Genomic DNA, 26,825 nt, shown 5'->3' on the forward strand with positions numbered 1-26,825 from the left:
CAGCCATGTCAGCGACTCGCGGTCTTCGTCGACGATTCACTCCCCGCCTGCGGGACGACGTCGAATTCCTGCCTTACCGGGCCGGCGCTCTGGCCCGGGAAGCCCCTGGCACCATGCGCGTCACGGTGTGGCTCGCCGCGGCGCTGCTGCTGGTCGCGCTGGCCTGGGCCAGCATGGCGCACATTCAGGAAGTCACCACCGGCGAAGGCAAGGCCATTCCTTCGAGCAAGGTGCAAGTGGTGCAGAACCTGGAGGGCGGAATCGTGACCGAAATTTTCGTCCGCGAAGGTCAGACCGTGAAAAAGGGCGACACGCTGCTGCGGCTTGATGACACGCGTTTTCTGTCCAACCGCGGCGAAAGCGAAGTCGACCGCATGGTGCTGACCGCCCAGGTGGAACGTCTGGCCGCCGAAGCCGAGGGTCGGCCCATGATGCTGCCCGACGAGGTGACCCAGAATGCCGCGCAGGTTGCCGCCGACGAACTGGCGCTGTACGACTCCCGCCAGCGCCGCTTGAGCAGCGAGCAACGCACGCTGAGCGAGCAGCTGCGCCAGAAGACTCAGGAGCTGGCGGAGTTCCGCGCCAAGCAGGAGCAGTTTCGCGGCAGCCTGGCGCTGGTCCAGCAAGAGCTGGATATGTCCGCGCCACTGGTCAGCTCGGGCGCGGTTTCGCCGGTCGAGATCCTGCGCCTCAAGCGCAGCGCGGTGGAGATACGCGGTTCGATGAATGCCAATACCCTTGCCATTCCGCGCGCGGAGGCGGCGATCAACGAGATCCGCAGCCGCGTGCAGGAATCGGAACTGGGCTTTCGCTCCGAGGCCGCGCGCGAGCTCAACGAAAAACGCAGCGAGCTGACGCGCCTCAGCGCTACCCGGATCGCCATCGACGATCGCATGGACCGCACCATGGTGATCTCGCCGGTGCGCGGCATCATCAAGACGTTGAAGGTCAACACCATCGGCGGCGTTGTGCAGCCCGGCAGCGATCTGCTGGAAATCGTGCCGCTGGAAGACAACCTGCTGATCGAAGCCAGAGTCCGCCCGCAGGATGTGGCTTTTCTGCATCCGGGTCAGAAGGCCATGGTCAAGTTCAGTGCCTACGATTACACCCTGTACGGCGGCCTGTCCGCACGCCTTGAGCTGATCGGCGCGGACACCATCAGCGACGACAAGGGCGAGAGTTTTTACCTGATACAGGTGCGCACCGCGAAAAATCATCTGGGCAGCGACGACAAACCGCTGCAGATCATTCCAGGCATGGTTGCCACCGTCGACATTATTACCGGCGAAAAAACCGTCATGGACTACCTGCTCAAGCCGGTGCTCAAGGCTCGCTCGGAAGCGTTGCGCGAAAGGTGATTGGCAAGCGGCGGGCCTTGCCGATTTCGCAAGCCGCTTCTAATCTGCCGGTTCGCTCCGTCCAGACATCGCCATGCCACCCATCGATAGCCGCCGCTGCGCATCCGTATTTCTCATCTTCCTGCGCCTGGGCCTTACCAGCTTTGGTGGCCCGGTTGCGCACCTGGCGTTCTTTCACGCCGAGTTCGTCACCCGCCGCCGCTGGCTGAGCGAGCGCAGCTATGCCGATCTGGTTGCCCTGTGCCAGTTCCTGCCCGGACCGGCCAGCAGCCAGGTCGGCATGGCGCTGGGTCTGTCACGCGCCGGGTACGCCGGTGGGCTGGCAGCCTGGGTCGGGTTCACGCTGCCATCGGCACTGCTCATGACGCTGCTGGGCCTGAGCCTGTCGGCGTCCGGTGGCCCGGGCCCGGACAGCGTGCTTTCGGAAGGCGCGCTGCGCGGCCTGAAGATCGTCGCGGTAGCGGTCGTGGCCCAGGCGGTGTTGGCCATGGCGCGCCAGCATTGTGCAAGTCTGCCGCGCGCGTTGCTCATGGGCATCAGCTGCGCCGCGACGCTGCTGATGTCCCACGCCTGGGCGCAATGGTTGATCATCGGCGTCGCTGCGGCCGCCGGAACAATGCTGTTCAGACCGGCTCAGGCGCTGAACGCGGATGCACTGCCCGTTCCGGTCAGCGTAAGGGCGGGCCTGCTGTGCCTGGGTCTGTTCCTGCTGTTGCTGATCGGCCTGCCGATGCTCGGCGCGCTGGGCGCGAACCCGACGGTCGCCATCGCGGAGGCGTTCTACCGGGTAGGCGCCCTGGTGTTCGGCGGTGGTCATGTGGTGCTGCCGTTGTTGCAGACTGAAGTTGTGAACAGCGGCTGGGTCGACCCGGAAACATTTGTCGCCGGTTATGGCGCGGCGCAGGCGATGCCCGGCCCGTTATTCACATTTGCCGCGTTTCTGGGTGCTGCGATGCAGGGCGAGGTCTCCGGGTGGAGCGGCTCGCTGCTGTGCGTGCTGGCAATCTTCGCGCCCTCGTTTCTGCTGCTCGCGGGCGTGCTGCCGTTCTGGGCAGGCCTCAGACGGATCCCGCACATGCAGGCCGCGCTGGTCGGCGTCAATGCCGCCGTGGTCGGGCTGTTGCTGGCGGCGCTTTACCAGCCGGTCTGGACCAGCGCCATCCACGGCGTCCAGGACATCGTGCTGGCGCTGCTGGCCTTTACCGCGTTGACCCGGTGGAAGCTGGCGCCGTGGCAAGTCGTAATAGCCAGCGCGTTGCTGGGCTGGCTGGCCGGATAAGCCGGCAAACAGTCAACCGGCGCCATTCGACCAGCAGTCATTCAATCTGCCTCCAGACAGTCCAGCGAGCGGTCGACCATCGCCTTGGCCATCTGCGCAAGGTGGACGACCGACAGAGTCAGATCCCGACTGACGCCTTGAGCGCATTCGTTGGATTCCTCCGCAGTGGCAATGATGCAACGCAGCAGATCGGAAGCATGGTTGAGCGCGGCTTCCGGACCGACCGTTTCATTGATCGAGAACAGGCCGGTTGAAGCGGTTGGGTGGTCGAGCATGCGAGTCATCTCCGATGGAACTCAGGTTGGCGTCGCCTGCCAGCTCCTGGCGTAGAACGACCGGCGAAGAGTATTGAGCCATCCCCCTCGGCGCAAGGCGCCAAGGGGTTATCGGAAATTTCACTCAACGATATGGGAAACGTCTTGCTCAGCAACCCCGGACGCGGCGTTATTTCTTCTTGTTTTTCTTCTGGTCGCGAGCAAAAGCCGCTTCAAGCGCGTCGTTGAGCGTACGCAGGACCTTGACCCTGGCCCAGCGCTTGTCGTTGGCCTCGACCAGCGTCCAGGGCGCAATTTCGGTGCTGGTGCGATCGACCATGTCGCCCACCGCCTGACGATACAGCGGCCACTTGTCGCGGTTGCGCCAGTCGTCCTCGGTGATCTTGTAGCGCTTGAACGGGATCTCCTGACGCTCTTCGAAACGCTGCAACTGGGTCTGCTCGTCGATGGCCAGCCAGAATTTCACCAGCACGATGCCGGCATCGGTAAGTTGCTCCTCGAAGTCATTGATCTCGCCATAAGCCCGCAGCCAGTCGGGTTCGCTGCAAAAGCCTTCGACGCGCTCCACCAGCACCCTGCCATACCACGACCGATCGAATATGGTGAACTTGCCGCGCGGCGGGATCTGCCTCCAGAACCGCCAGAGGTAAGGCTGTGCCCGCTCGTCCTGGGTCGGTGCGGCAATCGGCACGATACTGTAGTGACGCGGGTCCAGAGCGGCAGCGACCCGGCGAATCGCACCGCCCTTGCCCGCCGCATCGTTGCCCTCGAACACTGCCACCAGCGCATGCTTTTTCATGCGCTTGTCGCGCATATTGCCGGACAACCGTGCCTGCTCGGCGATCAGTGCTTCCTCATATTCATCCTTCTCAAGGCGCAGGCTGAGGTCGAGGCTGTCGAGCAGAGTCAGTTCATCCTGACTCGCGGCAACCGGGCCGATGGTCAATGCCTGCGGCCGACGCCCGGTTTCCTTGAGAGCCGCCTGCATGCCTTCGAGCAGCAGACGCCCGACCGTCAGGCTACGGTAATTGGCATCCGCGCCTTCGATTACATGCCAGGGCGCGTATTCGCGGCTGGTGCGACGCAGCACCCGCTCGCCGAAACGCACGAACTTGTCGTAGGTTCTGGACTGCTGCCAGTCCAGCGGGCTGATTCGCCAGCTGTGCAATGGATCGTCCTTCAGGGTCTTGAGGCGACGCTTCATCTGCTTGCGCGACAAGTGGAACCAGAACTTGAAGACCAGCGCGCCTTCGTCACAGAGCATTTTCTCCAGACGTTCGGCGCTGGCAATGGCCTGGTCCAGCACGGCATCCTTGAAGCGACCATGCACACGGTCCTGCAGCATCTGGCTGTACCAGTTGCCGAAAAAAATCCCCATGCGGCCCTTGGCCGGCAGCTGCCGCCAGTAGCGCCAGGCTGGCGGATGCGCCAGTTCCTCGTCGGTCTGCTGATCGAACGTGCGTACTTCGATCAGACGAGGGTCCATCCATTCGTTGAGCAGCTTGACCGTCTCGCCCTTGCCCGCGCCTTCGATGCCATTGATCAGGATGATGATCTGTCGACCGGCCTGCTCATGCAGATCGTATTGCGCTTCGAGCAGGGCCTCACGCAGCGCAGGCACCTGTTTGTCGTAGGTTTCATCATCAATGGCATGACCGATTTCAGCGGATTCGAACATGGGCAACTCCCTTTTTGCGATCGACTGGGGCCAATCGATCTGATGGCGACATGCTCCTTGTGACCGCCATTCGGTGCCATGGGTCAATCCGATCTGTCGGCAGTGCCGCTTTTGGCTTCGCTGGGGGTTAAAATGCCGCTTCTGTTCCCGCTGAGCCCATCATGACCACGACCCGCCACGCCCAGATCGACTGGGATGAACACGGCAATCCCCGCTCCCGTGCTTTTTCCGATGTGTACTTTTCCACCGAATCGGGGCTGGCCGAGGCGCGCCATGTGTTTCTGGTGCAGAACGATCTGCGCAACCGCTTCAATGCCCTGCATGCGGACGACCGGCTGGTGATCGGTGAAACCGGTTTCGGCACCGGGCTCAATTTCCTTTGCGCATGGCAGCTGTTCGACCAGTGCGTGCCCGCCGGCGCATGCCTGCACTTTGTCAGCGTCGAAAAATTTCCGCTGCAACGCGCAGACCTACAACGGGCCCTGGCCCTGTGGCCGGAACTTGCGCCCTACGCTGTGCAGTTGCTCGACCAGTACGTCGCCGTGCACGAGGGTTTCCAGCGGCTGATGTTCGACGGCGGGCGAATTACCCTTACGCTGCTGATCGGCGACGCGCTGGAGATGCTGCCCCAGCTCGACGGGCAGGTCGATGCCTGGTTTCTGGACGGCTTCGCGCCGGCGAAAAACCCGGAGATGTGGACCCCGGAGCTTTTTGCCGAGCTGGCCCGGCTCTCTGCCCCGTCGGCAACTATCGGGACCTTTACCAGCACCGGCTGGGTCCGTCGTGCGCTGAACGCGGCGGGGTTCAAGATGAAGCGGGTTCCGGGCATCGGCCACAAGTGGGAAGTGCTGCGCGGGGTATTTCTCGGTTGGCCGCAGGACGTAGCGGCACCGCCTCGCGCCGCGCCCTGGTTCGCTCGACCGCCCGCGCCGCAGGGGGAGCGCAAGGCGCTGGTGATCGGCGCCGGGCTGGCCGGGTGCGCCACGGCGCAAAGCCTGGCGACGCGAGGCTGGCAGGTGAGCGTGCTGGAACGCCATGCGCAGCCGGCCCAGGAGGCGTCCGGCAACCCGCAAGGCGTGCTGTATCTGAAACTTTCTGCGCACGGCACCGCCTTGTCACAGCTGATCCTCAGCGGTTTCGGCTATACCCGTCGATGGCTGGAACGCCTGCAACGAGGCGTGGAATGGGACAACTGCGGCGTGCTGCAACTGGCCTTCGACGACAAGGAGAGCAAGCGACAGGCACAGTTGGCGCAGGCCTTTCCCCGCGACCTTCTGCACCTGCTGGACCAGGACGCCGCCGAGGGGTGCAGTGGCGTGGCGCTCAGGTCCGGCGGGCTGTTTTTCCCTGAAGGCGGCTGGGTTCATCCTCCTGCGCTTTGCCGGATGCAGCTGGCGCATCCCGGTATCCGGCTGATCGCCCACCGCGAAGCGCTGAAACTGTGCCGTGTCGATGGTCAATGGCAGGCGTGGGATCAGGGCGAGCTGATCGACAGCGCACCGGTCGTGGTATTGGCAGGCGCGGCGGACATCAAGCGTTTTGCGCCGAGCGCAGATTTGCCGCTCAAGCGCATTCGCGGGCAGATCACCCGCCTGCCGCAGACCGAGTCCAGCGCGGCGCTGGCCACGGTGGTCTGCGCCGAAGGCTATGTGGCTCCGGCACGCCTGGGCGAACATACGCTGGGGGCGAGTTTCGACTTCCATAGCGAAGACCTGACGCCCAACCCGGCCGATCATCTGGGCAACCTGCAGCTTTTGCAGGCGATCTCCAGTGACCTGACCGAACGGCTCGGTGCTTGCGGGCTAGACCCGGAACAGCTTGAAGGACGCGCGGCGTTTCGCTGCACCAGCCCCGATTATCTGCCCATCGTCGGGCCGCTGGCCGACCAGGCCGCATTCGCCGATGCCTACGCGGTGCTGGCCAGAGATGCCCGGCAAGTGCCTGATGTCCCGTGCCCCTGGCTGGAAGGTCTGTACATCAACAGCGGCCACGGTTCGCGCGGCCTGATCACCGCGCCGCTGTCCGGCGAACTGATCGCCGCGTGGCTCAACGACGAGCCCTTGCCGGTGCCGCTCAGCGTCGCCCAGGCTTGCCTGCCAAACCGCTTCGCCCTCCGCGCGCTGATTCGCGGCAAGGCGGCCGTGGCCTAGAACCTGCCGGTTAAACCTTTTCGTGCTCCCAAAGTCACACCGATCGGGGTAGGAGCGGACTAACCGGTCCGCACCCGCTATGCTTGTTCCTCACCTCTGCCCGGTTGAGTGCTCATGCTGCAAGTGCAAAACGTGTTCAAGAGTTATGCCACTGCGCAAGGACCGCTGGCGGTGTTGCGGGGCGTGGACTTGCATCTTTCACAAGGTGAAAGCCTGGCACTGATGGGTGAATCAGGCAGCGGCAAGAGCACTTTGCTGCATTTGATCGCCGGTCTCGACCAGGTGGACGGCGGCAGTATAGAAGTCAGCGGTCAGCGTCTCGACCGGATGAACGAGCGTCAGCTGGCCAACTGGCGGCGTACCGAGATCGGTCTGGTGTTCCAGCAGTTCAACCTGATCGGCAGCCTCAAGGTCCTGGACAACCTGGCGTTTCAGGCGCGCCTCGCCGGGCGCTTCGATCCCATCTGGCAGGCGCGCCTGACCGAACGCCTTGGCTTGACCCAATTGCTCGACCGCTATCCGGAACAACTGTCCGGCGGCCAGCAGCAACGGGTTGCCATAGGTCGTGCTCTGGCGTCGCGTCCTGGCCTGCTCCTGGCCGACGAACCCACCGGCAACCTCGATGAAACCACCAGCGATGAAGTGTTACAGCTGCTTCTGGATCTACTGGATGACAGCCCGACCAGCCTGCTGATGGTCACCCACAGCGCGCGCGTCGCTGAACGTCTGTCGCGCAAGGTCGTGCTGCATTTCGGTCGGCTGGCCTCGCAAGGCGCGCACTGACATGCGGGTGTTTTACTGGACCCTGCGCGCGCTCGTCAGCCACTGGCGGCGTCATCCTGTGCAATTTTTCAGCATTCTTACCGGTTTGTGGCTCGCCACCAGCCTGCTGACGGGTGTCCTGGCCCTCAACAGTCAGGCGCGCGAAAGTTACCAGCGGGCCAGCCAGCTGATCGGCGGCGAACCGCAGACCCGCTTGGTGTCCGCCACCGGTGCGATATTTCCCCAGGACCTGTTCATTCAGCTGCGTCGGCTCGGCTGGCCGGTCTCGCCGACCGTACAAGGCCGTGTCCAGCTCAAGGACCGCGAGACCCAGCGGGTGCAGCTGATTGGCATCGAACCGGTGACCCTGCCATTGGGCTCCGCGGTAGCCGGGCAGACACTGGACTCGGGGCAAATCGTCCAGTTCCTCACGCCGCCGGGCGTGACCTGGATCGCGCCCCAGACCCTGGACGCGCTGGGCTACCAGGAAGGCGACCAACCTCAGCGGGAAGACGGCAAGACGCTGCCACCGCTGCGCTCCCGCCTGGACATGGCACCTGGCGTACTGCTGACAGACATCGGCTTCGCCCAGCCTTTGCTCGGCCTGTCCGGCCAGCTGTCGAGCCTGCTGCTGCCCGGGGATTTCGCCGCAACAGATCCGAAGCTGCCCGCCGAGCTGAACGGCCGACTGGTGATCCGCAAAGGCGCTGAAGAGAACAATCTGCAACGGCTGACGGAAAGCTTCCACTTGAATCTCAACGCCCTGGGCGTGCTGTCGTTCATCGTCGGTCTATTCATTGTCCATGCCGCTATCGGCCTGGCGCTGGAGCAACGGCGCGGCCTGCTGCGCAACTTGCGTGCGTCCGGCGTCAGCGCGCGGACCCTGATCGTGTCGCTGGGCCTGGAGCTGGGTGCTTTGGCGCTGATTGGCGGCCTTTTCGGCGTCATCAGCGGTTACCTGCTGGCCGGGCTGTTGCTGCCCGACGTCGCCGCCAGCCTGCGTGGCCTGTATGGCGCGGAAATCGCCGGGCAACTGAGCCTCGATATAGGCTGGTGGCTGAGCGGCATCGGCCTGAGCCTGCTCGGCGCCCTGCTGGCGGGCGCCAACAGCCTGTTGCGCGCGGCACGTCTGCCGCTGCTGGCACTGGCCGATGCTCAGGCCTGGCAGCAGGCGCATGCTCGATGGTTGCGTCGCCAGGCCTGGGTATCCGGCGTTTGCGCGGTCGTGGCAATCGCAGCCCTGTGGTTGGGCGACAGCCTATTGATGGGCTTTGTGCTTATCTCCGCCTTGCTGCTGTGCGCCGCGCTGGGCCTGCCGGCGCTGCTCGATGCGCTGCTAGTCGGCCTGTCGGTACGGAGTCGTTCGGTACTTGGCCAATGGTTCGTGGCTGACTGCCGGCAGCAACTGCCGGCGCTCAGTCTGGCGCTGATGGCGCTATTGCTGGCGATGGCCGCCAACATCGGCGCAGGCACCATGACTTCGGGGTTCCGCGAAACCTTCGGCAGCTGGCTGGAACAACGCCTGACCGCCGAGTTGTACGTCAGCCCGGTCGACCCGCAGCAGGCCCGCGAGCTGCACAGCTGGCTGGACCAACAGCCGGAGATCGACGCCGTGCTGCCCAACTGGCAGGTGCCGGTGCAACTGCAAGGCTGGCCCGCCGATCTGTACGGTGTCATCGATCACGCCAGCTACCGCGAACACTGGCAACTGCTGGAGGCCAGCGGCGACGATCCGTGGTCCCGACTGGTGAACGAAGACAGCGTCATGCTCAGCGAGCAGCTGGCACGACGGCTCAAGGCAGGGCTCGGCGACCGCCTGGACATCCCGGTGCCGGGCGGCCGGTGGACGACGCGCATCGTCGGTATATACGCCGACTACGGCAACCCCAAGGGTCATCTGCTCGTCAATGCCGGGCATCTGCTGAGCCACTGGCCGCAGCTGACGCCCAACCGCTTTAACCTCAGGATTGACCGCGAGGCTATCACCCGACTGGTTCCCCGACTTCAGGCGCGCTTTGCGCTGGACGATACGCGCATCATCGACCAGAGCCAGCTCAAACGCTGGTCCAACCAGATTTTCGAGCGCACCTTTGCCGCCACCGCCGCGCTCAACAGCCTCACGCTGGGGGTCGCCGGCGTGGCGCTGTTCATCAGCCTGCTGACCCAGAGCCAGAGCCGGCTCGGACAGCTGGCGCCACTCTGGGCATTGGGCGTCACCCGCAGACAACTGATGCTCCTGAATCTGGGGCAGACCTGGCTGCTGGCAGTGCTGACCCTGGCATTCGCCCTGCCCCTTGGTCTGCTGCTGGCCTGGTGTCTGGACGCAGTCATCAACGTTCAGGCATTCGGCTGGCGATTGCCGTTGCAGATCTTTCCTCTGCAACTGGTGCAGCTGATGGGCTTGGCGCTGCTTGCCACACTGCTCGCCTCGGCCTGGCCTCTGTTCAAGCTGTACCGCACACGGCCTGCCGACCTGATCAGGACTTTCGCCGATGAAAAGTAAATGGCTGGTTTCAGCCGCGATGGCTCTGCTGCTTGCGGCGTGCGATGAGCCGCCACCGGCGGACAGCGGATTCGCGGGGCTGGGCGATGAAGCGAATGACTATTTGCAGGTCACACCAGGCCGGGTTTTCAGCTTTCCTGAGGACCACGGTCAGCATCCGGGTTTCCGGATCGAATGGTGGTACGTCACCGCCACCCTGCAGGACACTCAGGGACAACGCTTCGGCGTGCAGTGGACGCTGTTCCGCAGCGCCCTGCGTCCGGGCGCGCAGCCGGACAGCGGCTGGAACGACGGCACCATCTGGCTGGGGCACGCGGCCGCCACGTCGGCGACCGAGCACAAGGTGGCGCAACGCTACGCGCGCGGCGGCGTGGAACAGGCCGGCGTACAACCAGGGCCATTTTCAGCGTGGATCGACGATTGGTCCTTTAACAGTACCTCTGACCCGAAAGATCCTTTGGCCCAGATGCAGCTCAAGGCGCGCGGCGACGGTTTCGCCTACGACCTGAAGCTGCGATCGACCAGGCCGCTGGTGCTGCAAGGTCAGCAGGGTTTCAGCCGGAAATCCGAGCTTGGTCAGGCCTCGTACTATTACAGCCAGCCGTTCTTCGAGGCCGAGGGCAGTGTGCAGATCAACGGCAAAACCCACGAAGTGACCGGCAATGCGTGGCTGGACCGGGAATGGAGCAGCCAGCCGCTGGCCGCCAGTCAGACCGGCTGGGACTGGTTTTCGCTGCAGCTGGCCAGCGGCGAGCGCGTCATGTTGTTCCGCGTCCGCCGCAATCAGGGTGAGCCCTATCTGAGTGGCACTTGGATCAGCGCCGACGGCAAGCCCCGTGTGCTTGGCCCCGCAGACGTCAAGCTGGAGCCACTGGCCGAAACGGAAGTCGCCGGACGCCGCGTGCCCACGCGCTGGTCGGTGCGCATTGCCGACAGGAACCTTGACGTCACTGTCGACGCGCTCAACCCCAAGGCCTGGATGGGCGTCAACATTCCCTACTGGGAAGGCCCGGTCAATCTGACTGGCAGCCAGGGCGGGGTCGGGTATCTGGAGATGACGGGGTATTGACTGTGCCCCGTTTCGATGCGGGCCAGCGCGCCACTTATAACCGATTGATCTAAAACTCCCACGTATCCTCCGGGTCAGTTTCTGGGTGACTGAGCTTTTCGCCAGTCACCTCCCCAACGGAAACCCGGTAAGGACTTATGTGCGGATTAGCAGGTGAACTACGTTTTGACCATCAACCAGCGGATCTGGCCGCTGTGGAACGCATTACCCATGAGCTGGCGCCTCGCGGCCCGGATGCGTGGGGTTTTCATAGCCAAGGGCCGGTTGCCCTGGGCCATCGCCGTCTGAAAATCATGGACCTGTCCGACGGTTCGGCGCAGCCCATGATCGACAGTCATCTGGGCCTGTCGCTGGCCTTCAACGGCGCCATCTACAATTTCCCGGAACTGCGAGCAGAGCTGGAAAGCCTGGGTTACGCGTTCCACTCCGGCGGCGACACCGAAGTCTTGCTCAAGGGCTATCACGCCTGGGGCGTGGACATGCTGCCCAAGCTCAATGGCATGTTCGCCTTCGCGATCTGGGAGCGGGACAGCCGTCAGCTGTTCATCGCTCGCGACCGCCTTGGCGTCAAGCCACTGTATCTCTCGAAAACCGAGAAGCGCCTGCGCTTTGCTTCTTCCCTGCCAGCGCTGCTCAAGGGCGGCGACATCAGCGGAATGCTGGACCCGGTTGCGCTCAACCACTACCTGAACTTTCATGCCGTGGTGCCAGCGCCGCGCACACTTCTGGCCGGTGTGGAGAAACTGCCACCCGCCAGCTGGATGCGCATCGACGCGAGTGGCAAAACCGAGCAGAAAGTCTGGTGGACGCTGCCTTACGGCCCCCACGAAGACGAGAAAAACCTGACGCTCGAAGATTGGCGTGACCGTGTTCTGGACAGCACCCGCGAAGCGGTTGCCATCCGTCAGCGCGCGGCGGTCGATGTCGGCGTGCTGCTTTCCGGCGGCGTCGATTCGAGCATGTTGGTCGGTCTGCTGCGAGAAGTCGGGGTTGAAGACCTGTCGACTTTCTCCATCGGTTTTCAGGATGCCGGCGGCGAGCGCGGCGACGAGTTTCAGTATTCGGATCTGATTGCCCGCCATTACGGCACTCGCCATCACCAACTGCGCATTCAGGAAAGCGAAATCATCGAGCAACTGCCCGCAGCCTTCCGCGCGATGAGCGAGCCGATGGTGAGCCATGACTGCATTGCCTTCTATCTGCTTTCCCGCGAAGTGGCCAAGCACTGCAAGGTTGTGCAGAGCGGCCAGGGCGCCGACGAGCTGTTTGCCGGCTACCACTGGTATCCACAGGTAGACGGCGCGGACGATCCAGTCGCGGCCTATCGCGACGCGTTCGTCGACCGTAGCTACGACGAGTACACGCAGACCGTCCAGCCAAAATGGATGACGGCCAACGATGCCGCCGGAGACTTCGTGCGTGAACACTTCGCCCAGCCGGGCGCGAGCGCCGCAGTCGACAAGGCACTGCGTCTGGACAGCACGGTGATGCTGGTGGACGACCCGGTCAAACGCGTCGACAACATGACCATGGCGTGGGGCCTGGAAGCGCGGACGCCGTTTCTGGATTACCGGCTGGTCGAACTGTCAGCCCGCATTCCAGGCAAATTCAAACTGCCCGACGGCGGCAAGCATGTGCTCAAGGAAGCAGCGCGGCTGGTGATTCCTTCGGAGGTCATCGACCGCAAGAAAGGCTACTTTCCGGTTCCGGGTCTCAAGCACCTTGAGGGTGAGACGCTCAACTGGGTTCGTGATCTGTTGACCGACCCAAGCCAGGATCGCGGGCTGTTCAACCCTGTCATGATCGATAAATTGCTGACCAACCCTCAGGGCCAACTCACGCCGTTACGCGGCTCCAAGCTGTGGCAACTGGCAGCGCTGAACCTGTGGCTCAGCGAACAAGGACTCTGACCGATGAAACAGAACGGGACCAATTACAGCCAGCGCCTGTTGCGCGGGCAGTCGCCCTCCTACGAACGGTTACAGGCGCGTTTCGCCGAAGACGGTCGCCACCCGGATGACGAATCGGTGGCGGTGCACTGCGGCTGGGGTCGTCTGCTGATCGGCCATACGTATCCGGACTCCGCCAGGCTGGCTGAGGAGTTACTCAACGAAAAGCCCGGCGAACGCGATATCGCGCTGTACGTGGCCGCGCCTCAGCAGGTTCTGGCGCAATCGCAGCAGCAGCTGTTCCTCGATCCATCCGACACGTTGCGCCTGTGGTTCAGCGATTACCGCCCTGCGCAACGCGTGTTCCGTGGCTTTCGCATTCGCCGGGCGCAGATCGAAACCGATTGGCAGGCGATTAACAACCTGTATCTGGCGCGCGGCATGTTGCCGATCAACCACAATCTGCTGACTCCACGTCATCAGGGCGGACCGGTGTACTGGCTGGCCGAGGACGAGAGCGATAACAGCATCATCGGCAGCGTGATGGGTCTGAACCATCAAAAGGCTTTCAACGATCCGGAGAAAGGCAGCAGCCTGTGGTGCCTTGCCGTCGATCCGCGCTGCACGCGCCCAGGTGTAGGCGAAGTGCTGGTGCGTCATCTGATCGAGCATTTCATGAGCCGCGGTCTGAGCTACCTCGACCTCTCTGTACTGCATGACAACCACCAGGCCAAATCGCTGTACGCCAAGCTGGGCTTTCGCAACCTGCCGACCTTTACCGTCAAGCGCAAGAACTGCATCAACGAAACCTTGTTCCTGGGACCTGGTCCGCAGGCGGAATTCAATCCGTACGCGCGGATCATCGTCGAGGAAGCGCATCGGCGTGGTATTGATGTGCATGTCGATAACGCCGATGCCGGGATGTTCACGCTCAGCTATGGCGGGCGTCGCATCCGTTGCCGCGAATCGCTGAGCGATCTGACCAGTGCTGTGAGCATGACCCTGTGTCAGGACAAGAGCCTGACCCACCACACGCTGAAAGCCGCTGGCCTGAATTTGCCGGAACAGCAGCGTGCTGGAAGTCCCGACGAAAACCTTGCGTTCCTCGAAGAACATGGACGCGTGGTGGTCAAGCCACTGGACGGCGAACAAGGCCACGGCGTCGCGGTCAACCTGACCACCATCGAGGACGTGCAGAGCGCCATCGAACGTGCGCGCCAGTTCGATACTCGGGTGATTCTGGAAAGCTTCCATGAAGGAATGGACCTGCGCATCGTGGTCATCGGCTTTGAAGTAGTCGCCGCCGCGATTCGTCGACCGGCTGAGATCACTGGCGACGGTCGTCATACCATCAGGCAGTTGATCGAAGCGCAAAGCCGACGGCGCGCCGCAGCCACCGACGGCGAAAGCAAGATCCCTCTGGACGAGGAAACCGAGCGCACCGTACGTGACGCCGGTTACGACTACTCGACCATCCTGCCGCTGGATGAACGCCTCGCGGTGCGCCGCACCGCCAACCTGCACACCGGAGGCATCCTGGAGGACGTCACGGCGATCCTGCATCCGGTGCTGCACGACGCCGCCGTGCGTGCCGCGCGTGCGCTGGACATACCGGTAGTCGGCCTCGACCTGATGGTGCCTGCCGCTGACCAGCCGGAGTATGTTTTCATCGAAGCCAACGAACGGGTCGGCCTGGCCAACCATGAACCGCAACCCACTGCCGAGCGATTTGTCGACCTGCTCTTCCCTCACAGCTTGCCTGTGCACGTTTGAGCTGCAAGCTGCAAGCCACAAGCTGCAAGCTAAAAGCGGAAACGCGCCCGATCTGAACTCGGTTTTCGCTTAAGGCTTGTAGCTTGTAGCTTGCAGCTCAAGCGCTTGTAGCTTAAGCGCTTGTAGCAGCGCCCGCTAATTAGGAGCCTCCATGCCAACTGCAAACATCCCCGAACCGGATTTGAATTACCTGCAGAAAGTTCTGTTGGAAATGCTCGCTATTCCCAGCCCGACCGGTTTTACCGACACCATCGTGCGCTACGTCGCCGAACATCTTGAACAACTGGGTATTCCGTTTGAGCTGACTCGCCGCGGCACCATTCGCGCGACGCTCAGAGGCAGGCAGAACAGCCCTGACCGTGCTGTGTGCGCCCACCTGGATACCATCGGCGCAATAGTGCGCGAGGTGAAGGATAACGGACGTCTGTCACTGGCGGCCGTCGGCTGCTGGTCCAGCCGCTTCGCCGAGGGCAGCCGCGTCAGCGTATTCACGGAGAACGGCGTTATCCGCGGCAGCGTGCTGCCGTTAATGGCTTCCGGACACGCCTTCAATACGGCGGTCGATGAAATGCCCATCAGTTGGGATCACATCGAGCTGCGTCTGGATGCCTATTGCACTACCCGCGCCGACTGCGAATCGCTGGGCATCGGTATCGGCGATTTCGTGGCCTTCGATCCCCTGCCGGAATTCACCGAAAGCGGCCACATCAGCGCCCGCCATCTGGACGACAAGGCGGGTGTTGCCGCGCTATTGGCGGCGCTCAAGGCGATTGTCGAGAGCGGTGCCGAACCGTTGATCGACTGCCATCCGCTGTTCACCATTACCGAGGAAACCGGCACCGGCGCGGCAGGTGTGCTGCCTTGGGACGTGAGCGAGTTCGTGGGTATCGACATCGCGCCGGTCGCGCCGGGCCAGAATTCCAGCGAGCATGCGGTAAGCGTCGCGATGCAGGATTCCGGCGGGCCCTACGATTATCACCTGTCGCGTCACTTGCTGCGCCTGGGCGCGGAAAGCGAGCTGCCGGTGCGCCGCGACCTGTTCCGCTATTACTACAGCGATGCCCATTCGGCCGTGACCTCCGGTAATGACATCCGCACGGCGTTGCTGGCGTTCGGCTGCGACGCCACTCATGGTTATGAACGAACGCACATCGATAGCCTGGCGGCGCTGAGCAAGCTGCTTGCCGCCTACATGCTCAGCCCGCCGGTATTTGCCAGCGACGCCAAACCGGCGCAGTCATCGCTTGAGCGGTTCAGCCATCAACTGGAATACGAGGCGCAGATGGAACCCGAAACCCGCGTGCCGCCCGTGGACACCCTGGTCGGGCAGCCGCGCGAGGAAAGCTGACGACGCGTGTGGCCAATCTGTGGGGGCCAGCTTGCTGGCGAAGGGGTCGGAACAGCCACCGGCTGTGTGGCGGCGAGTTTCGCTTTCGCGGACGAGTCCGCTCCTTGTATGTTGGCCAAACACCCAATGAGAGCAACTAAGCTCATCGGTGTTGTCCCAAAGATGTGTTTCTGGGGGAGGCCGACTGCTCCTGAAGGCAGGATTTGCTCCTGACCTTGTCTGTAGAGAGGCTCCCCCGCCTCATTGCCCACCACGAAGAGTATCGAGAAGCCGACAAGTCGGACTTCGCATTACAAGGTTGCAGCGGCATGAAGTTCGAGGTCAGGGGAACCAGGAGCCATCTTCACCCAGTTTCTTCGGAGTGGAAAGCATGAGTGTTCACGTCGGATTGGATGTCGGTTCTCGTAGCACTGTGATGGTTTGGCGTGACAAGGGCCGCGCAGCCGGTCCGTGGGATATCGCTCAAACGCCCAAGGGCCGCAAAGCGGCGGTGAAAAAGCTGATAGCGCTAAAACCGCTGTCTGTCGTTATGGAAGCCACCGGTATTTATTACCTGGATCTGGCTCTGGAGTTGAACGCGGCTGGGTTGCCGGTCTCGGTGATCAACCCGAAAAGCTCTCGCAATTTTGCAAGGCTGATGCTTCAGCACAGTAAAACGGACGCCATCGATGCCCAACTGCTAGCCGAGTATGGCGAACGCATGACGCCTCGCCTGTGGATCCCGCCAAGCCCCGCGCAGCTTGAGCTGCGCGCCATTGGACGCCACATCAACCGGTTGAACGGCCACTGCACCCGGGCCAAGAATGAGCTGCACGCCCTGCGGGCGACTGGAACCACTTCAGCGCTGCTGATCGAGGACGAGGAAGAGGCTATTGCGATGTTTGGCAAGCGCATTGAGCGGTTCAGGCAAGCCGGGCAAGCAATCATCGCCAGTTGTCCGATATTGCAGAGCCAGTTCGATCACATGGTGGCTGCGCCGGGAATGGGCGACGTTTCGACCTTTGCAGTGCTGGCAGAACTGGCGACGCTGCCAGTCACACTCAAAGCCCCGCAGGTGAGTCGTTATGCGGGGTTGGACGTGAGACTGAACCAGTCCGGAACGAGCATCGACAAACCGGGGCGTCTGAGCAAGGCCGGCAATGCCTACCTGCGTTCGGCGATGTTTATGCCGGCAATGTCAGCGATTCGCTGCGACTCGAATGTGAAGGCTTTTTACGAAGGGTTGATCGCACGTGGGAAGCGGAAAATGCAGGCCATCTGCGCGGTTATGCGCAAATACCTGACAGGCTTGTGGGCTTGCATCCGCATAGGAGAAGATTTCGACACGGCCAAGCTTTTCAGCGAAAAGCACCTGCTGAAAGCTTGACCGGGAACAGAGTATCTACAGGTTGAAGTCAGCGGTGGGTTAACGACCGCTGGCTCCCATGGCTCCCACCGCGCAGCAACGATCTGCATTATCATTGCCGGGCTACCAGACCGAGAACCGCCATGCTAATCCCCTACGACCAACTCGAACCTGACACTCTCACTCGCCTGATCGAGGATTTCGTAACGCGGGACGGCACCGATAATGGCGATGACACGCCGCTGCAGACCCGCGTGTTACGTGTACGCCATGCGCTGACCAAGGGGCAGGCCGTGATCTTTTTCGACCTCGAAAGCCAGCAGTGCCAATTGATGCTCAAGCACGACGTACCCAAGGAATATTTCGACTGATCTTCACGCGCCCGCAGCGGGTGAGGCGCGTCGCGGCTCCTGCTCGGACCGCTTGCTGGCGATGCGCCGGAACACTTCGGCGCGATGGATCTTGATGTCCTTCGGCGCATCGATCCCCAGGCGGACCTGATTGCCGTTCACCCCAAGAATCTGGATGGTGATCTCGTCACCGATGGAAAACGTTTCGCTGACATCCCTCGTTAGTACCAGCATTTTCCTACTCTCTTCTTAGCGAAAAGAAGACAGGTTGCATGGCATGTGACACAGCTTCAATGCGCCAGAAGCAAATCAGTAACGTCCTTCAAGCTTATCGGACGCCACCGAAGGAACGGTCTTACACTCGCCGCCAAAAGCCATGTTTTCAGCTGGCGGACCAACGCGGTCCGAGCAGAATGACGGTCGCGCCGATGACACAGAGCGCGACGCCCAGCCAGTCCGAACCCAGTGGCCTTACTCGTTCGACCAGCCCCAGCCAGGCAATGGAGGCTACGATGTAGATCCCGCCATAAGCCGCATAGGCACGACCTGCGTAGGCGGCTTCCACACGGGTCAGCAGCAGAGCGAACAGCGTCAGGCTCAGCAGAGCCGGGATAACCCACAATGCACTTTTGCCTTGGCGCAGCCATAACCAGAACGCGTAGCAGCCGAAGATTTCAAACAGGGCGGCGAGAAAGAACCACAGGTAATTGAGCACGACAACTTTCCATCTGACGCTGAAAGATGCGCGCCACCGTAGCAGAAACCCTCGGCGTTGGCCGCCCGCTTCTGCTCAGCCGCCTCAGCCGCGCCGTGCCTTGGCACGCATTTTTGCGCACAACGTGCTCATTTCGTCATAGAGCGCCTGCGGGTGTCTGCGCTTCAGCTCCCACGCCGCGCGGCCGTCCTCGTGCGGCAGGATCATGAACACACCGCTTTGCACCTGCTCATGGATGTAATCGGCGATTTCACTCGCGGTAATGGGCGAGCCTTCCAACAATTTGCCCACCTCGGCTTTCATCGCGGGGGTCGGGCCGCGGAACGAATCCAGCAGATTGGTGCGAAAGAACGACGGGCACACCACATGCACGCTGACCTGCTCATGCAGCTCCACGAGCAGGCTTTCCGAAAGCGCCACCACGCCGGCCTTGGCAACGTTGTAGTTGCTCATGGCCGGGCCCTGCATCAGCGCAGCCATCGACGCAATATTGATGATCTTGCCTTTGCTGGCTTGCAGCATCGGCAGGAACGCCTTGCAGCCCTTGACCACGCCCATCAGATTGATTGCGATCTGCCAGTCCCAGTCTTCCAGCGACAACTCGCTGAAAAAGCCGCCCGAGGCGACGCCCGCGTTGTTGACGATGACATCAATTCCGCCAAACCGCTCTTCACAGGCCTGCGCCAACGCAGTGAGCTGGCTGTAGTCGCGCACGTCGCAGCGCTGGGTGAATCCGTCGCCGCCCGCTTGGCGAACCAGCGCGAGCGTTTCCTGCAAACCTTCATCGTTGACATCCGACAGCGCCAGCCGCCAGCCTTCCCGCGCCCAGCGCAGGGCAATTTCACGGCCCAGGCCAGAGCCAGCGCCAGTAATCATGATGCGATTTTGCATAGCAGAAATGCCTTGTGGGTGACCGTTAGGTGTCTGGAGTGTAAACACCAGCGCCCGATACAGGCCCCACCATCAAAGGCCTGAATGACGGCAGCAAACTTGTCGGTCAGGCTCGCGGGCGATCAGCGTTGGCGCTGACGCTGACGAAGCCACCTGATCGTCAGTACGCCATACACCGCGGCATTGATTCCGAGCACCATTGCGCCCAGCCATAGCTGGATCTGCGGTGTCAGCCCGCTCGGATAGATCAGCGCCGTGACGTAGTGCTCGATGAAGCCACCCTCGTAACCTTCCTGGCCCGCGCGGACACGCAAGCTGTTTTCCAGCGGCGTCAGCGGGCAGTAGAGATGAAAGAACTCCACCACCGCGCCCCATGCCATGGCAGGCAGATGCACGATGGCAAGCCATGGCCTGCGCAGCACCAGCAGCCCACCGAACAGAACGAAAAGGATGAACATCAGGTGAAACAGCACAACGGCATCCGCGGACACTTGATAGATCATGCTCGAACCTACTAAATAATCGCGAGTGGAGACTTTTAAAGTTCCCGCCAGTTCAATCTCTTTTCCGCTCTTTTCAGACAACTATTTACTATAAGAAAACCGCACGGCAAAAGGCCTTTTGCCCGCAAGCCATTGATTTTAAACCACTTATTTCAATTGTAAAAAAATTATTCGTTCCACTTCGAACCTTTTCCGGGCCGCCAGAGTCGGATATTTCAAGCAGGCAAAACTTTGCCCCTTGCGGTGAAAAGCTTTACTTGCAGTTGCCCTCTAATAGAACTCAAAGAAGGAACTCATCATGGGTATCGGCACTATTCTCATCATCGTCCTGATTCTGCTGCTGATCGGCGGTCTGCCGGTCTTCCCGCACTCGCGCAGCTGGGGTTATGGTCCGTCGGGCATCATCGGTACCATCCTGATCATTCTGCTGATCTTGGTACTACTCGGCAAGATATGACCTTGGCCGTGCAGGAGCGCGCTCCTACGGGATAAGCGTTAAATAAAAAAGCAGCCCAAGGGCTGCTTTTTTATTTGCGTCAGTCAAGCTTAGTGCGAGACAGCACCGCTGGCGCCCAACCCGGTCTGCGACCGGACGAACTGCGGGAAGAACAAGGCGCGCTCGCCTTCTGCAGCTTTCGACTTGTCGGTGATGGAGAAGATCCAGATGCCGACAAAGGCGATGATGATCGAGAACAGCGCCGGGTACTCGTACGGGAAGATCGGTTTAGGGTTGTGCAGGATCTGCACCCAGATGGTCGGGCCCAGCACCATCAACACTACCGCACTGATCAGCCCCATCCAGCCGCCGATCATGGCACCGCGGGTGGTCAGGTTCTTCCAGTACATCGAGAGCAACAGGATCGGGAAGTTGCAGCTCGCTGCCACCGAGAACGCCAGGCCAACCATGAATGCGATGTTCTGGCTTTCGAAGGCGATGCCCAACAGGATGGCCACAACCGCCAGAGCGATGGTGGTGATCTTGGAGATGCGGATTTCATCCTTCTCGTTGGCTTTGCCTGCCTTGATCACGCTGGCATACAGGTCGTGCGACACGGCAGAAGCACCGGCCAGGGTCAGACCCGCAACCACCGCCAGGATCGTGGCGAAGGCAACTGCCGAGATGAAGCCCAGGAACAGGCTGCCGCCCACGGCATTGGAGAGGTGAACCGCCGCCATGTTGTTACCGCCCAACAGTGCGCCTGCTGCATCCTTGAACGCCGGGTTGGTGCTGACCAACAGAATTGCGCCAAAGCCGATGATGAAAGTCAGGATGTAGAAGTAGCCGATGAAACCAGTCGCGTACAGCACTGACTTGCGGGCTTCCTTGGCGTCACTCACGGTGAAGAAGCGCATCAGGATGTGTGGCAGACCCGCAGTACCGAACATCAGAGCCAGGCCGAGGGAGAACGCCGAGATCGGATCTTTCACCAGACCGCCCGGGCTCATGATCGCTTCACCTTTAGGGTGAACCTTGACCGCCTCCGAGAACAGCATGTTGAAGTCGAAGTTGACGTGCTTCATCACCATCAGCGCCATGAACGACGCACCGGACAGCAACATTACCGCCTTGATGATCTGCACCCAGGTGGTAGCGAGCATGCCGCCGAACAGCACGTACAGGCACATCAGGATACCGACCAGCACGACCGCGACGGTGTAGTCCAGGCCGAACAGCAGCTGGATCAGCTTGCCGGCGCCAACCATCTGCGCGATCAGGTAGAACGCCACCACCACCAGCGAACCGCAGGCGGACAGGGTACGGATCTCTTTTTGCTTGAGACGGTAGGAAGCAACGTCGGCGAAAGTGTACTTGCCCAGGTTACGCAGGCGCTCGGCGATCAGGAACAGAATGATCGGCCAGCCCACCAAAAAGCCGATCGAGTAGATCAGACCGTCGTAGCCGGAGGTGTACACCAGTGCGGAAATACCCAGGAAGGATGCGGCAGACATGTAGTCGCCGGCAATCGCCAAGCCGTTCTGGAAGCCGGTGATCTTGCCGCCCGCTGAATAGTAGTCCGATGCTGTCTTGTTCTTTTTCGATGCCCAGTAAGTGATGTACAGCGTGAAAGCGACAAACGCCACGAACATGACGATGGCCGCAGTGTTCAGCGGTTGTTTCTGCACAGCGCCGGTCAATGCATCTGCCGCCCAGAGGGACGGCGCGAATGCGGCCAGGCCGAATGCTGCTGATAGGCGCCGGATCATTGCTGTGCCTCCTTGAGGATCGCGTTGTTCAGGTCATCGAACTCGCCGTTTGCGCGGCGAACATAGATGCCGGTGAGCACGAAGGCGGACAGGATCAGGCCGACACCGATCGGCATTCCCCAGGTAATAGTCGATTCAGGACTGATTTTGGCGCCCAGGATATGAGGCCCATAAGCAATCAAAAGGATAAAGGCCGCATACAGGCCAAGCATAATCGCCGAAAGAATCCAGGCGAAACGCTCTCTTTTTGATACCAGCTCCTTGAAACGCGGGCTGTTTTGAATCGAGAGGTAAATGCTGTCGTTCATTGTTTTTGTCCTCGCAGCACAGATGAGATGTCACGCAATCCACTTTAGTCGGGTCCGTCGCGCACTCCAGACGACCTTAGTATTAGAACGACATTAGTCGTAGAAAGCGGAATCCGCTTTGTCCCGTGTGCGCCTTGTGCGTAGCTGCGATAACAGCGCAGACAAAAAAGGCCGTCCGGCGATATACGACGGACGGCCTCGGCAGCCCCGGCCTGTAGCAGGCCGGATTTTCAACAGTTTATTTTGCGGTCCAGGCGGCTACGCGCTCGGGGTGTTTGGCCACCCAGTCCTTGGCCGCGGCTTCCGGCTTGGCACCGTCCTGAATAGCCAGCATGACTTCGCCGATTTCATCCTTGGATTGCCACTGGAATTTTTTCAGGAACGCCGCTACTTCCGGCGCCTTCTTCTCAAGCTTCAAGCTCGCCACGTTATCGACGGTTTCCGCCGCGCCGTAGACGCCTTTGGGGTCATCCAGAAAGCGCAGCTTCCATTTGGCGAACATCCAGTGCGGCACCCAGCCAGTCACGGCGATTGACTCATTACGCTTTTCCGCCCGCGTCAGTTCGGCAATCATCCCCGCTCCCGAACTGGCCTGCAGCTTGTAGCCGTCGAGCCCGTAATCCTTGATCGCCTGATCGGTCTTGAGCATGACGCCCGAGCCTGCATCGATGCCGGTGATCTTTTTCTTGAAGGACTCGTCGGTCTTGAGATCCTCGATGGTCCGGGCCTTGACGTACTCGGGCACGATCAACCCGATCTTGGCGTCCTTGAAGTTGGGCCCGTAGTTGACGACCTGATCCTTGTATTTGGTGTAGTACTCGCCGTGCGTCCCCGGCAACCAGGCCGACAGGATCATGTCCAGTTTGTCGGTGGCGACCGCCTGCCACATGATGCCGGCGGCCACCGATTGCAGTTTGACTTCGTAGCCCAGCTTTTGCTTGAGCACCTCGGAGGCCACGAACGTGGTGGCTACGCTGTCCGACCATCCCTCGACGTAGCCGATGGTCACGGTCTTGGTTTGAGCAACGGCCAGCGTGGAACCGACGGCCAGCACCAGAGCAGCCCCCGCCCCCAGAATTTTTCGCATCTTCATCATCACTTCCCCACAAGTCGTGCCGACCCAGGCCGGCGGGTTAACGTTGTTTTCAAAGGCTGCCAGCTGCGCCCGACTTTGGGGCAGCCCGCGCCCTCCACGTCTCGATCTTTGCAGCATGCGGTGCCGGGCATCGCATCACCGCTTCGATCATCGACCTCGCCCGCAAAGCGACATGCTCTGTCTGCGACATTGAGGCAGTGGGAAACGACAGCACGTCGCCATCAACGACATGCGTCCGAAAAAAACGGCGTGACGCGTGCTCGATTCGCTCGGTGGTGGCTGATGCGGGCCGTGACAGCTGTCCTGGATTTCGGGGCGCGTCGCAGTGTCCGCCACACGCCTTGCCCCGAAGTGGCGCATGCGGGCGCGGAAACAGGATGTGTTACCGCCGCGCATCGAGGTCACCCTTGAACGGGTAGCACGGAAACAATTTCTTTGACCCGACCGGCGCGCTCTGTCAGCTACAAAGCATAAGCAACTGAAATTTAAGGTTTTTTATAAGTTGGCACAGGTTCTGCTATCTCTCAGGCACAACAAAAACAATAAACCTGCAGTAAACCAATAAGAACAATATTGACGGCTCTGACATAACAAGAACAAAACGGACAGAGACGCGGCTAACAGATTTTTTTGGAGTGGATAGCTTCACAGGGCCTGCTGGTACAGGAGCCCGCACCCGGACAGAGAACGATAAAACTACCTTCAGGTAGCGCCCGGACCGGTTGGATCATGAGGTTGTGCAGACCAGTGATTGAAGTGACTCAGCGCTCAAAAAAATACGTTTGCTCTTGACCCCGGATGGGGGTCGCACAAGAACGCAGTAAAGGGATGCGCCGCCAAAAACAAGAACAGGCCGCCCTATAAGAATAAAAAGAGCACGTGAAAACACATTGGAGGAGAGCCCAGGCTCTCCTTTGTGCTTTCCGGGCATCGGTAACATCCCTCGCGCACCTGCCTGCCCCGCACCTCTCCTTCGCATCACAAAAAAAACGCACAGATTTGCAATCCGCGATCCACAGACCGTGTATCGTTTCGCCCTGTTTACAAAGGTTTGCCTGTTTATGCGGCACTTTGGCACTACACCGGTGGTCATAGGCTGCGTACTTCACCAGCACTTCTTTCCCAAGGGATTTAGTCATGCTCCGTTTCCTGCGCTTCGCTACCGTAATAGGTGGCCTCTGTTTGAGTGCGTCCGCTCTGGCGACCAACGTCGACCCTGCCACTTATGGCTATCCGCTGACTAACCCGTTCGAAGCCACTATCGCCACCACGCCTCCAGATCTGCGCCCGAAGCTGCCTGCCCAGGATGACATCGATCAGGACGTCTACTCGCTCAACCTGCGCCCGGAACGCGAGTTCACATTGCCGGACAACTTCTGGGCAGTGAAAAAACTGCACTATCGCCTGGCACGTCAGGATCACGCCGCGCCGCTGATCTTCCTGATCGCGGGCACCGGCGCGCCATACAACAGCACCCTCAACGAATTTCTCAAGCAGCTTTATTACGGCGCCGGTTATCACGTCGTGCAGCTGTCGTCGCCGACCAGCTATGACTTCATGAGCTCCGCATCGCGCTACGCCACGCCCGGAATTTCCAAGGACGACGCGGAAGATCTGTACCGGGTTATGCAGGCCGTTCGCGCTCAGCACACGGATCTGCCGATCACCGACTTCTACCTGACCGGCTACAGCCTCGGTGCGCTCAACGCCGCGTTCGTCAGCCATCTGGATGAAACCCGTCGCAGCTTCAACTTCAAGAAAGTGCTGCTGCTAAATCCGCCGGTGAACCTCTATACCTCGATCAGCAACCTCGACAAGCTGGTGCAGACGAACGTCAAGGGCATCAACAACACCACCACATTCTATGAGCTGGTGCTGGCGAAGCTGACCCGTTACTTCCGTCAGAAAGGCTACATCGACCTCAATGACGCTCTGCTGTACGACTTCCAACAGTCCAAACAGCATCTGACCAACGAACAGATGGCCATGCTGATTGGTACTTCGTTCCGGTTCTCGTCCGCTGACATCGCCTTTACATCTGACCTGATCAACCGTCGCGGTCTGATCACTCCGCCGAAATTCCCGATCACCGAGGGCACCAGCCTGTCGCCCTTCCTCAAGCGCGCGCTGCAGTGTGACTTCGATTGTTACCTGACCGAACAGGTCATCCCGAGCTGGCGTGCCCGTACCGATGGCGGCAGCCTCTTGCAGCTGGTAGACCAGGTCAGCCTGTACGCGCTCAAGGATTACCTGCACAACAGCAGCAAGATCGCGGTCATGCATAACGCCGACGACGTGATTCTGGGCTCCGGAGACCTCGGGTTCCTGCGCAAGACTTTCGGTGATCGCCTGACCGTTTACCCTTACGGCGGCCATTGCGGCAACATCAACTACAGCGTCAACAGCGACGCCATGCTGGAGTTCTTCCGTGGCTAAACGTCTTTTACTCCTCGCTGCCCTGCTCTGCGCAGGTACCGCACAGGCCGATGACGCAGACAACCGGGCCGAACAACCGGCCACCGTCACCCGCCAGCTTGACGCGGACGGTTTCACCCAGCCGCTCAAAGCGTTGCAGTTCAACCCAGGCCTTGATCAACGCGAGTTCGAGCGGGCGTCCATCAATGCCCTTGAAGTCTACGACCCGCTGGAGTCGTGGAACCGCCGGGTCTACCACTTCAACTATCGCTTCGACGAATGGGTGTTCCTGCCGGTAGTAAACGGCTATCGCTACATCACACCCGGTTTCGTGCGCAGTGGCGTGAGCAATTTCTTCAGCAACCTGGGCGATGTACCGAACCTGCTCAACAGTCTGTTCCAGTTCAAGGGCCAGCGTTCGTTGCAAACCACCGGCCGCCTGCTGCTGAACACCACCATCGGCGTCGCCGGCCTCTGGGACCCGGCGACCATGATGGGCCTGCCACGCCAGAGCGAAGACTTCGGCCAGACGCTGGGTTTCTATGGCGTGCCGTCGGGGCCTTATCTGATCCTGCCCTTGTTCGGCCCCTCGAACCTGCGTGACACCGGTGGTCTGCTGTTCGACTTCGCGGCTGAACAGCAGATCAACTTCCTCAACGTTGCCGAGGTCAGCAACGACCATCCGGAAATCACCCTGCTGCGCGCCATCGACCGCCGCTACGTGACCAGCTTCCGTTATGGCCAGCTGAACTCGCCTTTCGAGTACGAGAAAGTGCGTTACGTTTATACCGAGTCGCGTAATTTGCAGATTGCCGAGTAACTTCGTCGCAATATAAAAGGCCAGCCGACAAGCTGGCCTTTTTGTAAATGTGCATATGCAGAATGGCGAATTAGTTGCGGTAGGAAATTTCAG

General features: G+C 61.0%; 23 protein-coding genes. 14 read left to right on the top strand and 9 right to left on the bottom strand.

The window, feature by feature from the left end; translation table 11 throughout:
- Positions 1 to 5 precede the first annotated feature (5 nt).
- Together J3P77_RS15925 and chrA are read left to right on the top strand one after the other, a co-directional pair.
- Positions 6 to 1,358, top strand: coding sequence for an HlyD family type I secretion periplasmic adaptor subunit (locus tag J3P77_RS15925; protein ID WP_434677555.1), 1,353 nt, complete (start codon positions 6 to 8; stop codon positions 1,356 to 1,358).
- 73 nt (positions 1,359 to 1,431) lie between these two features.
- Positions 1,432 to 2,637, top strand: a complete 1,206-nt coding sequence (gene chrA / locus J3P77_RS15930) for a chromate efflux transporter (protein WP_434677556.1) — start codon at positions 1,432 to 1,434, stop codon at positions 2,635 to 2,637.
- Between the two features lie 41 nt (positions 2,638 to 2,678).
- Here chrA and J3P77_RS15935 read toward each other — a convergent pair whose 3' ends face one another.
- Together J3P77_RS15935 and pap are read right to left on the bottom strand one after the other, a co-directional pair.
- Complete coding sequence (locus J3P77_RS15935) at positions 2,679 to 2,912, bottom strand: DUF6124 family protein (protein WP_434677557.1); 234 nt, start codon at positions 2,910 to 2,912, stop codon at positions 2,679 to 2,681.
- Positions 2,913 to 3,081: 169 nt separating this feature from the next.
- Positions 3,082 to 4,590, bottom strand: coding sequence for a polyphosphate:AMP phosphotransferase (pap, locus tag J3P77_RS15940; protein WP_434677558.1), 1,509 nt, complete (start codon positions 4,588 to 4,590; stop codon positions 3,082 to 3,084).
- 161 nt (positions 4,591 to 4,751) lie between these two features.
- Between pap and mnmC the strand changes: the two genes are divergently transcribed.
- From mnmC to J3P77_RS15985, 9 genes are all read left to right on the top strand, one after another.
- Positions 4,752 to 6,740 carry a bifunctional tRNA (5-methylaminomethyl-2-thiouridine)(34)-methyltransferase MnmD/FAD-dependent 5-carboxymethylaminomethyl-2-thiouridine(34) oxidoreductase MnmC gene (gene mnmC, locus J3P77_RS15945; RefSeq protein ID WP_434677559.1) on the top strand — a complete coding sequence of 663 codons (1,989 nt, stop codon included), beginning with the start codon at positions 4,752 to 4,754 and terminating at the stop codon, positions 6,738 to 6,740.
- A 114-nt stretch (positions 6,741 to 6,854) separates the two neighbouring features.
- Positions 6,855 to 7,523, top strand: coding sequence for an ABC transporter ATP-binding protein (locus J3P77_RS15950; RefSeq protein WP_434677560.1), 669 nt, complete (start codon positions 6,855 to 6,857; stop codon positions 7,521 to 7,523).
- Position 7,524: 1 nt separating this feature from the next.
- A complete protein-coding gene (locus tag J3P77_RS15955; protein ID WP_434677561.1) occupies positions 7,525 to 10,005 on the top strand; it encodes an ABC transporter permease in 2,481 nt (826 codons plus the stop codon).
- Positions 9,995 to 11,074, top strand: a complete 1,080-nt coding sequence (locus J3P77_RS15960; protein WP_434677562.1) for a lipocalin-like domain-containing protein — start codon at positions 9,995 to 9,997, stop codon at positions 11,072 to 11,074. The genes J3P77_RS15955 and J3P77_RS15960 overlap by 11 nt, the downstream gene beginning before the upstream one ends.
- Before the next feature lie 137 nt (positions 11,075 to 11,211).
- Entirely contained in the window at positions 11,212 to 12,984 is a 1,773-nt protein-coding gene (locus tag J3P77_RS15965) for an N-acetylglutaminylglutamine amidotransferase (protein WP_434677563.1), read from the top strand.
- Between the two features lie 3 nt (positions 12,985 to 12,987).
- The gene (gene ngg / locus J3P77_RS15970) at positions 12,988 to 14,736 is read left to right on the top strand and encodes an N-acetylglutaminylglutamine synthetase (RefSeq protein WP_434677564.1); all 1,749 of its coding nucleotides are present in this window, start codon (positions 12,988 to 12,990) and stop codon (positions 14,734 to 14,736) included.
- A 151-nt stretch (positions 14,737 to 14,887) separates the two neighbouring features.
- The gene (locus J3P77_RS15975) at positions 14,888 to 16,084 is read left to right on the top strand and encodes an osmoprotectant NAGGN system M42 family peptidase (RefSeq protein ID WP_434677565.1); all 1,197 of its coding nucleotides are present in this window, start codon (positions 14,888 to 14,890) and stop codon (positions 16,082 to 16,084) included.
- Positions 16,085 to 16,454: 370 nt separating this feature from the next.
- Positions 16,455 to 17,450 (top strand): IS110 family transposase, encoded by a 996-nt coding sequence (locus J3P77_RS15980; RefSeq protein WP_434677566.1) that lies wholly within the window; start codon positions 16,455 to 16,457, stop codon positions 17,448 to 17,450.
- A gap of 122 nt (positions 17,451 to 17,572) precedes the next feature.
- Entirely contained in the window at positions 17,573 to 17,800 is a 228-nt protein-coding gene (locus tag J3P77_RS15985) for a YheU family protein (RefSeq protein ID WP_125830176.1), read from the top strand.
- 3 nt (positions 17,801 to 17,803) lie between these two features.
- Here the strand turns inward: J3P77_RS15985 and csrA are convergent, their stop codons facing one another.
- From csrA to J3P77_RS16005, 4 genes are all read right to left on the bottom strand, one after another.
- Positions 17,804 to 18,013, bottom strand: a complete 210-nt coding sequence (csrA, locus tag J3P77_RS15990) for a carbon storage regulator CsrA (protein ID WP_434677567.1) — start codon at positions 18,011 to 18,013, stop codon at positions 17,804 to 17,806.
- A 148-nt stretch (positions 18,014 to 18,161) separates the two neighbouring features.
- Positions 18,162 to 18,494, bottom strand: a complete 333-nt coding sequence (locus tag J3P77_RS15995; RefSeq protein WP_434677568.1) for a YnfA family protein — start codon at positions 18,492 to 18,494, stop codon at positions 18,162 to 18,164.
- Between the two features lie 84 nt (positions 18,495 to 18,578).
- Positions 18,579 to 19,385, bottom strand: a complete 807-nt coding sequence (locus J3P77_RS16000; protein ID WP_434677569.1) for an SDR family oxidoreductase — start codon at positions 19,383 to 19,385, stop codon at positions 18,579 to 18,581.
- A 122-nt stretch (positions 19,386 to 19,507) separates the two neighbouring features.
- A complete protein-coding gene (locus tag J3P77_RS16005; protein WP_434677570.1) occupies positions 19,508 to 19,888 on the bottom strand; it encodes a DUF2784 domain-containing protein in 381 nt (126 codons plus the stop codon).
- A gap of 298 nt (positions 19,889 to 20,186) precedes the next feature.
- Here J3P77_RS16005 and J3P77_RS16010 point away from each other — a divergent pair, with 298 nt between their 5' ends.
- Positions 20,187 to 20,345, top strand: a complete 159-nt coding sequence (locus tag J3P77_RS16010) for a DUF3309 family protein (RefSeq protein WP_434677571.1) — start codon at positions 20,187 to 20,189, stop codon at positions 20,343 to 20,345.
- 89 nt (positions 20,346 to 20,434) lie between these two features.
- Here the strand turns inward: J3P77_RS16010 and J3P77_RS16015 are convergent, their stop codons facing one another.
- The 3 genes from J3P77_RS16015 to J3P77_RS16025 all read right to left on the bottom strand — a co-directional run bounded on the left by J3P77_RS16015 (position 20,435) and on the right by J3P77_RS16025 (position 23,494).
- The gene (locus J3P77_RS16015) at positions 20,435 to 22,093 is read right to left on the bottom strand and encodes a cation acetate symporter (protein WP_434677572.1); all 1,659 of its coding nucleotides are present in this window, start codon (positions 22,091 to 22,093) and stop codon (positions 20,435 to 20,437) included.
- Entirely contained in the window at positions 22,090 to 22,401 is a 312-nt protein-coding gene (locus J3P77_RS16020) for a DUF485 domain-containing protein (RefSeq protein WP_434677573.1), read from the bottom strand. Before J3P77_RS16020 ends, J3P77_RS16015 begins: the two co-directional genes overlap by 4 nt.
- 238 nt (positions 22,402 to 22,639) lie before the next feature.
- Positions 22,640 to 23,494: a glycine betaine ABC transporter substrate-binding protein gene (locus J3P77_RS16025; RefSeq protein ID WP_434677574.1), complete on the bottom strand. Its 855-nt coding sequence runs from the start codon at positions 23,492 to 23,494 to the stop codon at positions 22,640 to 22,642.
- 1,140 nt (positions 23,495 to 24,634) lie between these two features.
- Here J3P77_RS16025 and J3P77_RS16030 point away from each other — a divergent pair.
- Together J3P77_RS16030 and J3P77_RS16035 are read left to right on the top strand one after the other, a co-directional pair.
- Positions 24,635 to 25,933 (top strand): serine/threonine protein kinase, encoded by a 1,299-nt coding sequence (locus J3P77_RS16030; RefSeq protein ID WP_434677575.1) that lies wholly within the window; start codon positions 24,635 to 24,637, stop codon positions 25,931 to 25,933.
- Positions 25,926 to 26,732 (top strand): MlaA family lipoprotein, encoded by an 807-nt coding sequence (locus J3P77_RS16035; protein ID WP_434677576.1) that lies wholly within the window; start codon positions 25,926 to 25,928, stop codon positions 26,730 to 26,732. The genes J3P77_RS16030 and J3P77_RS16035 overlap by 8 nt, the downstream gene beginning before the upstream one ends.
- The last annotated feature ends 93 nt before the right edge of the window (positions 26,733 to 26,825 follow it).

The sequence above is a fragment of the Pseudomonas sp. R1-18 genome (genome assembly GCF_051132095.1).
GTDB lineage: Bacteria > Pseudomonadota > Gammaproteobacteria > Pseudomonadales > Pseudomonadaceae > Aquipseudomonas.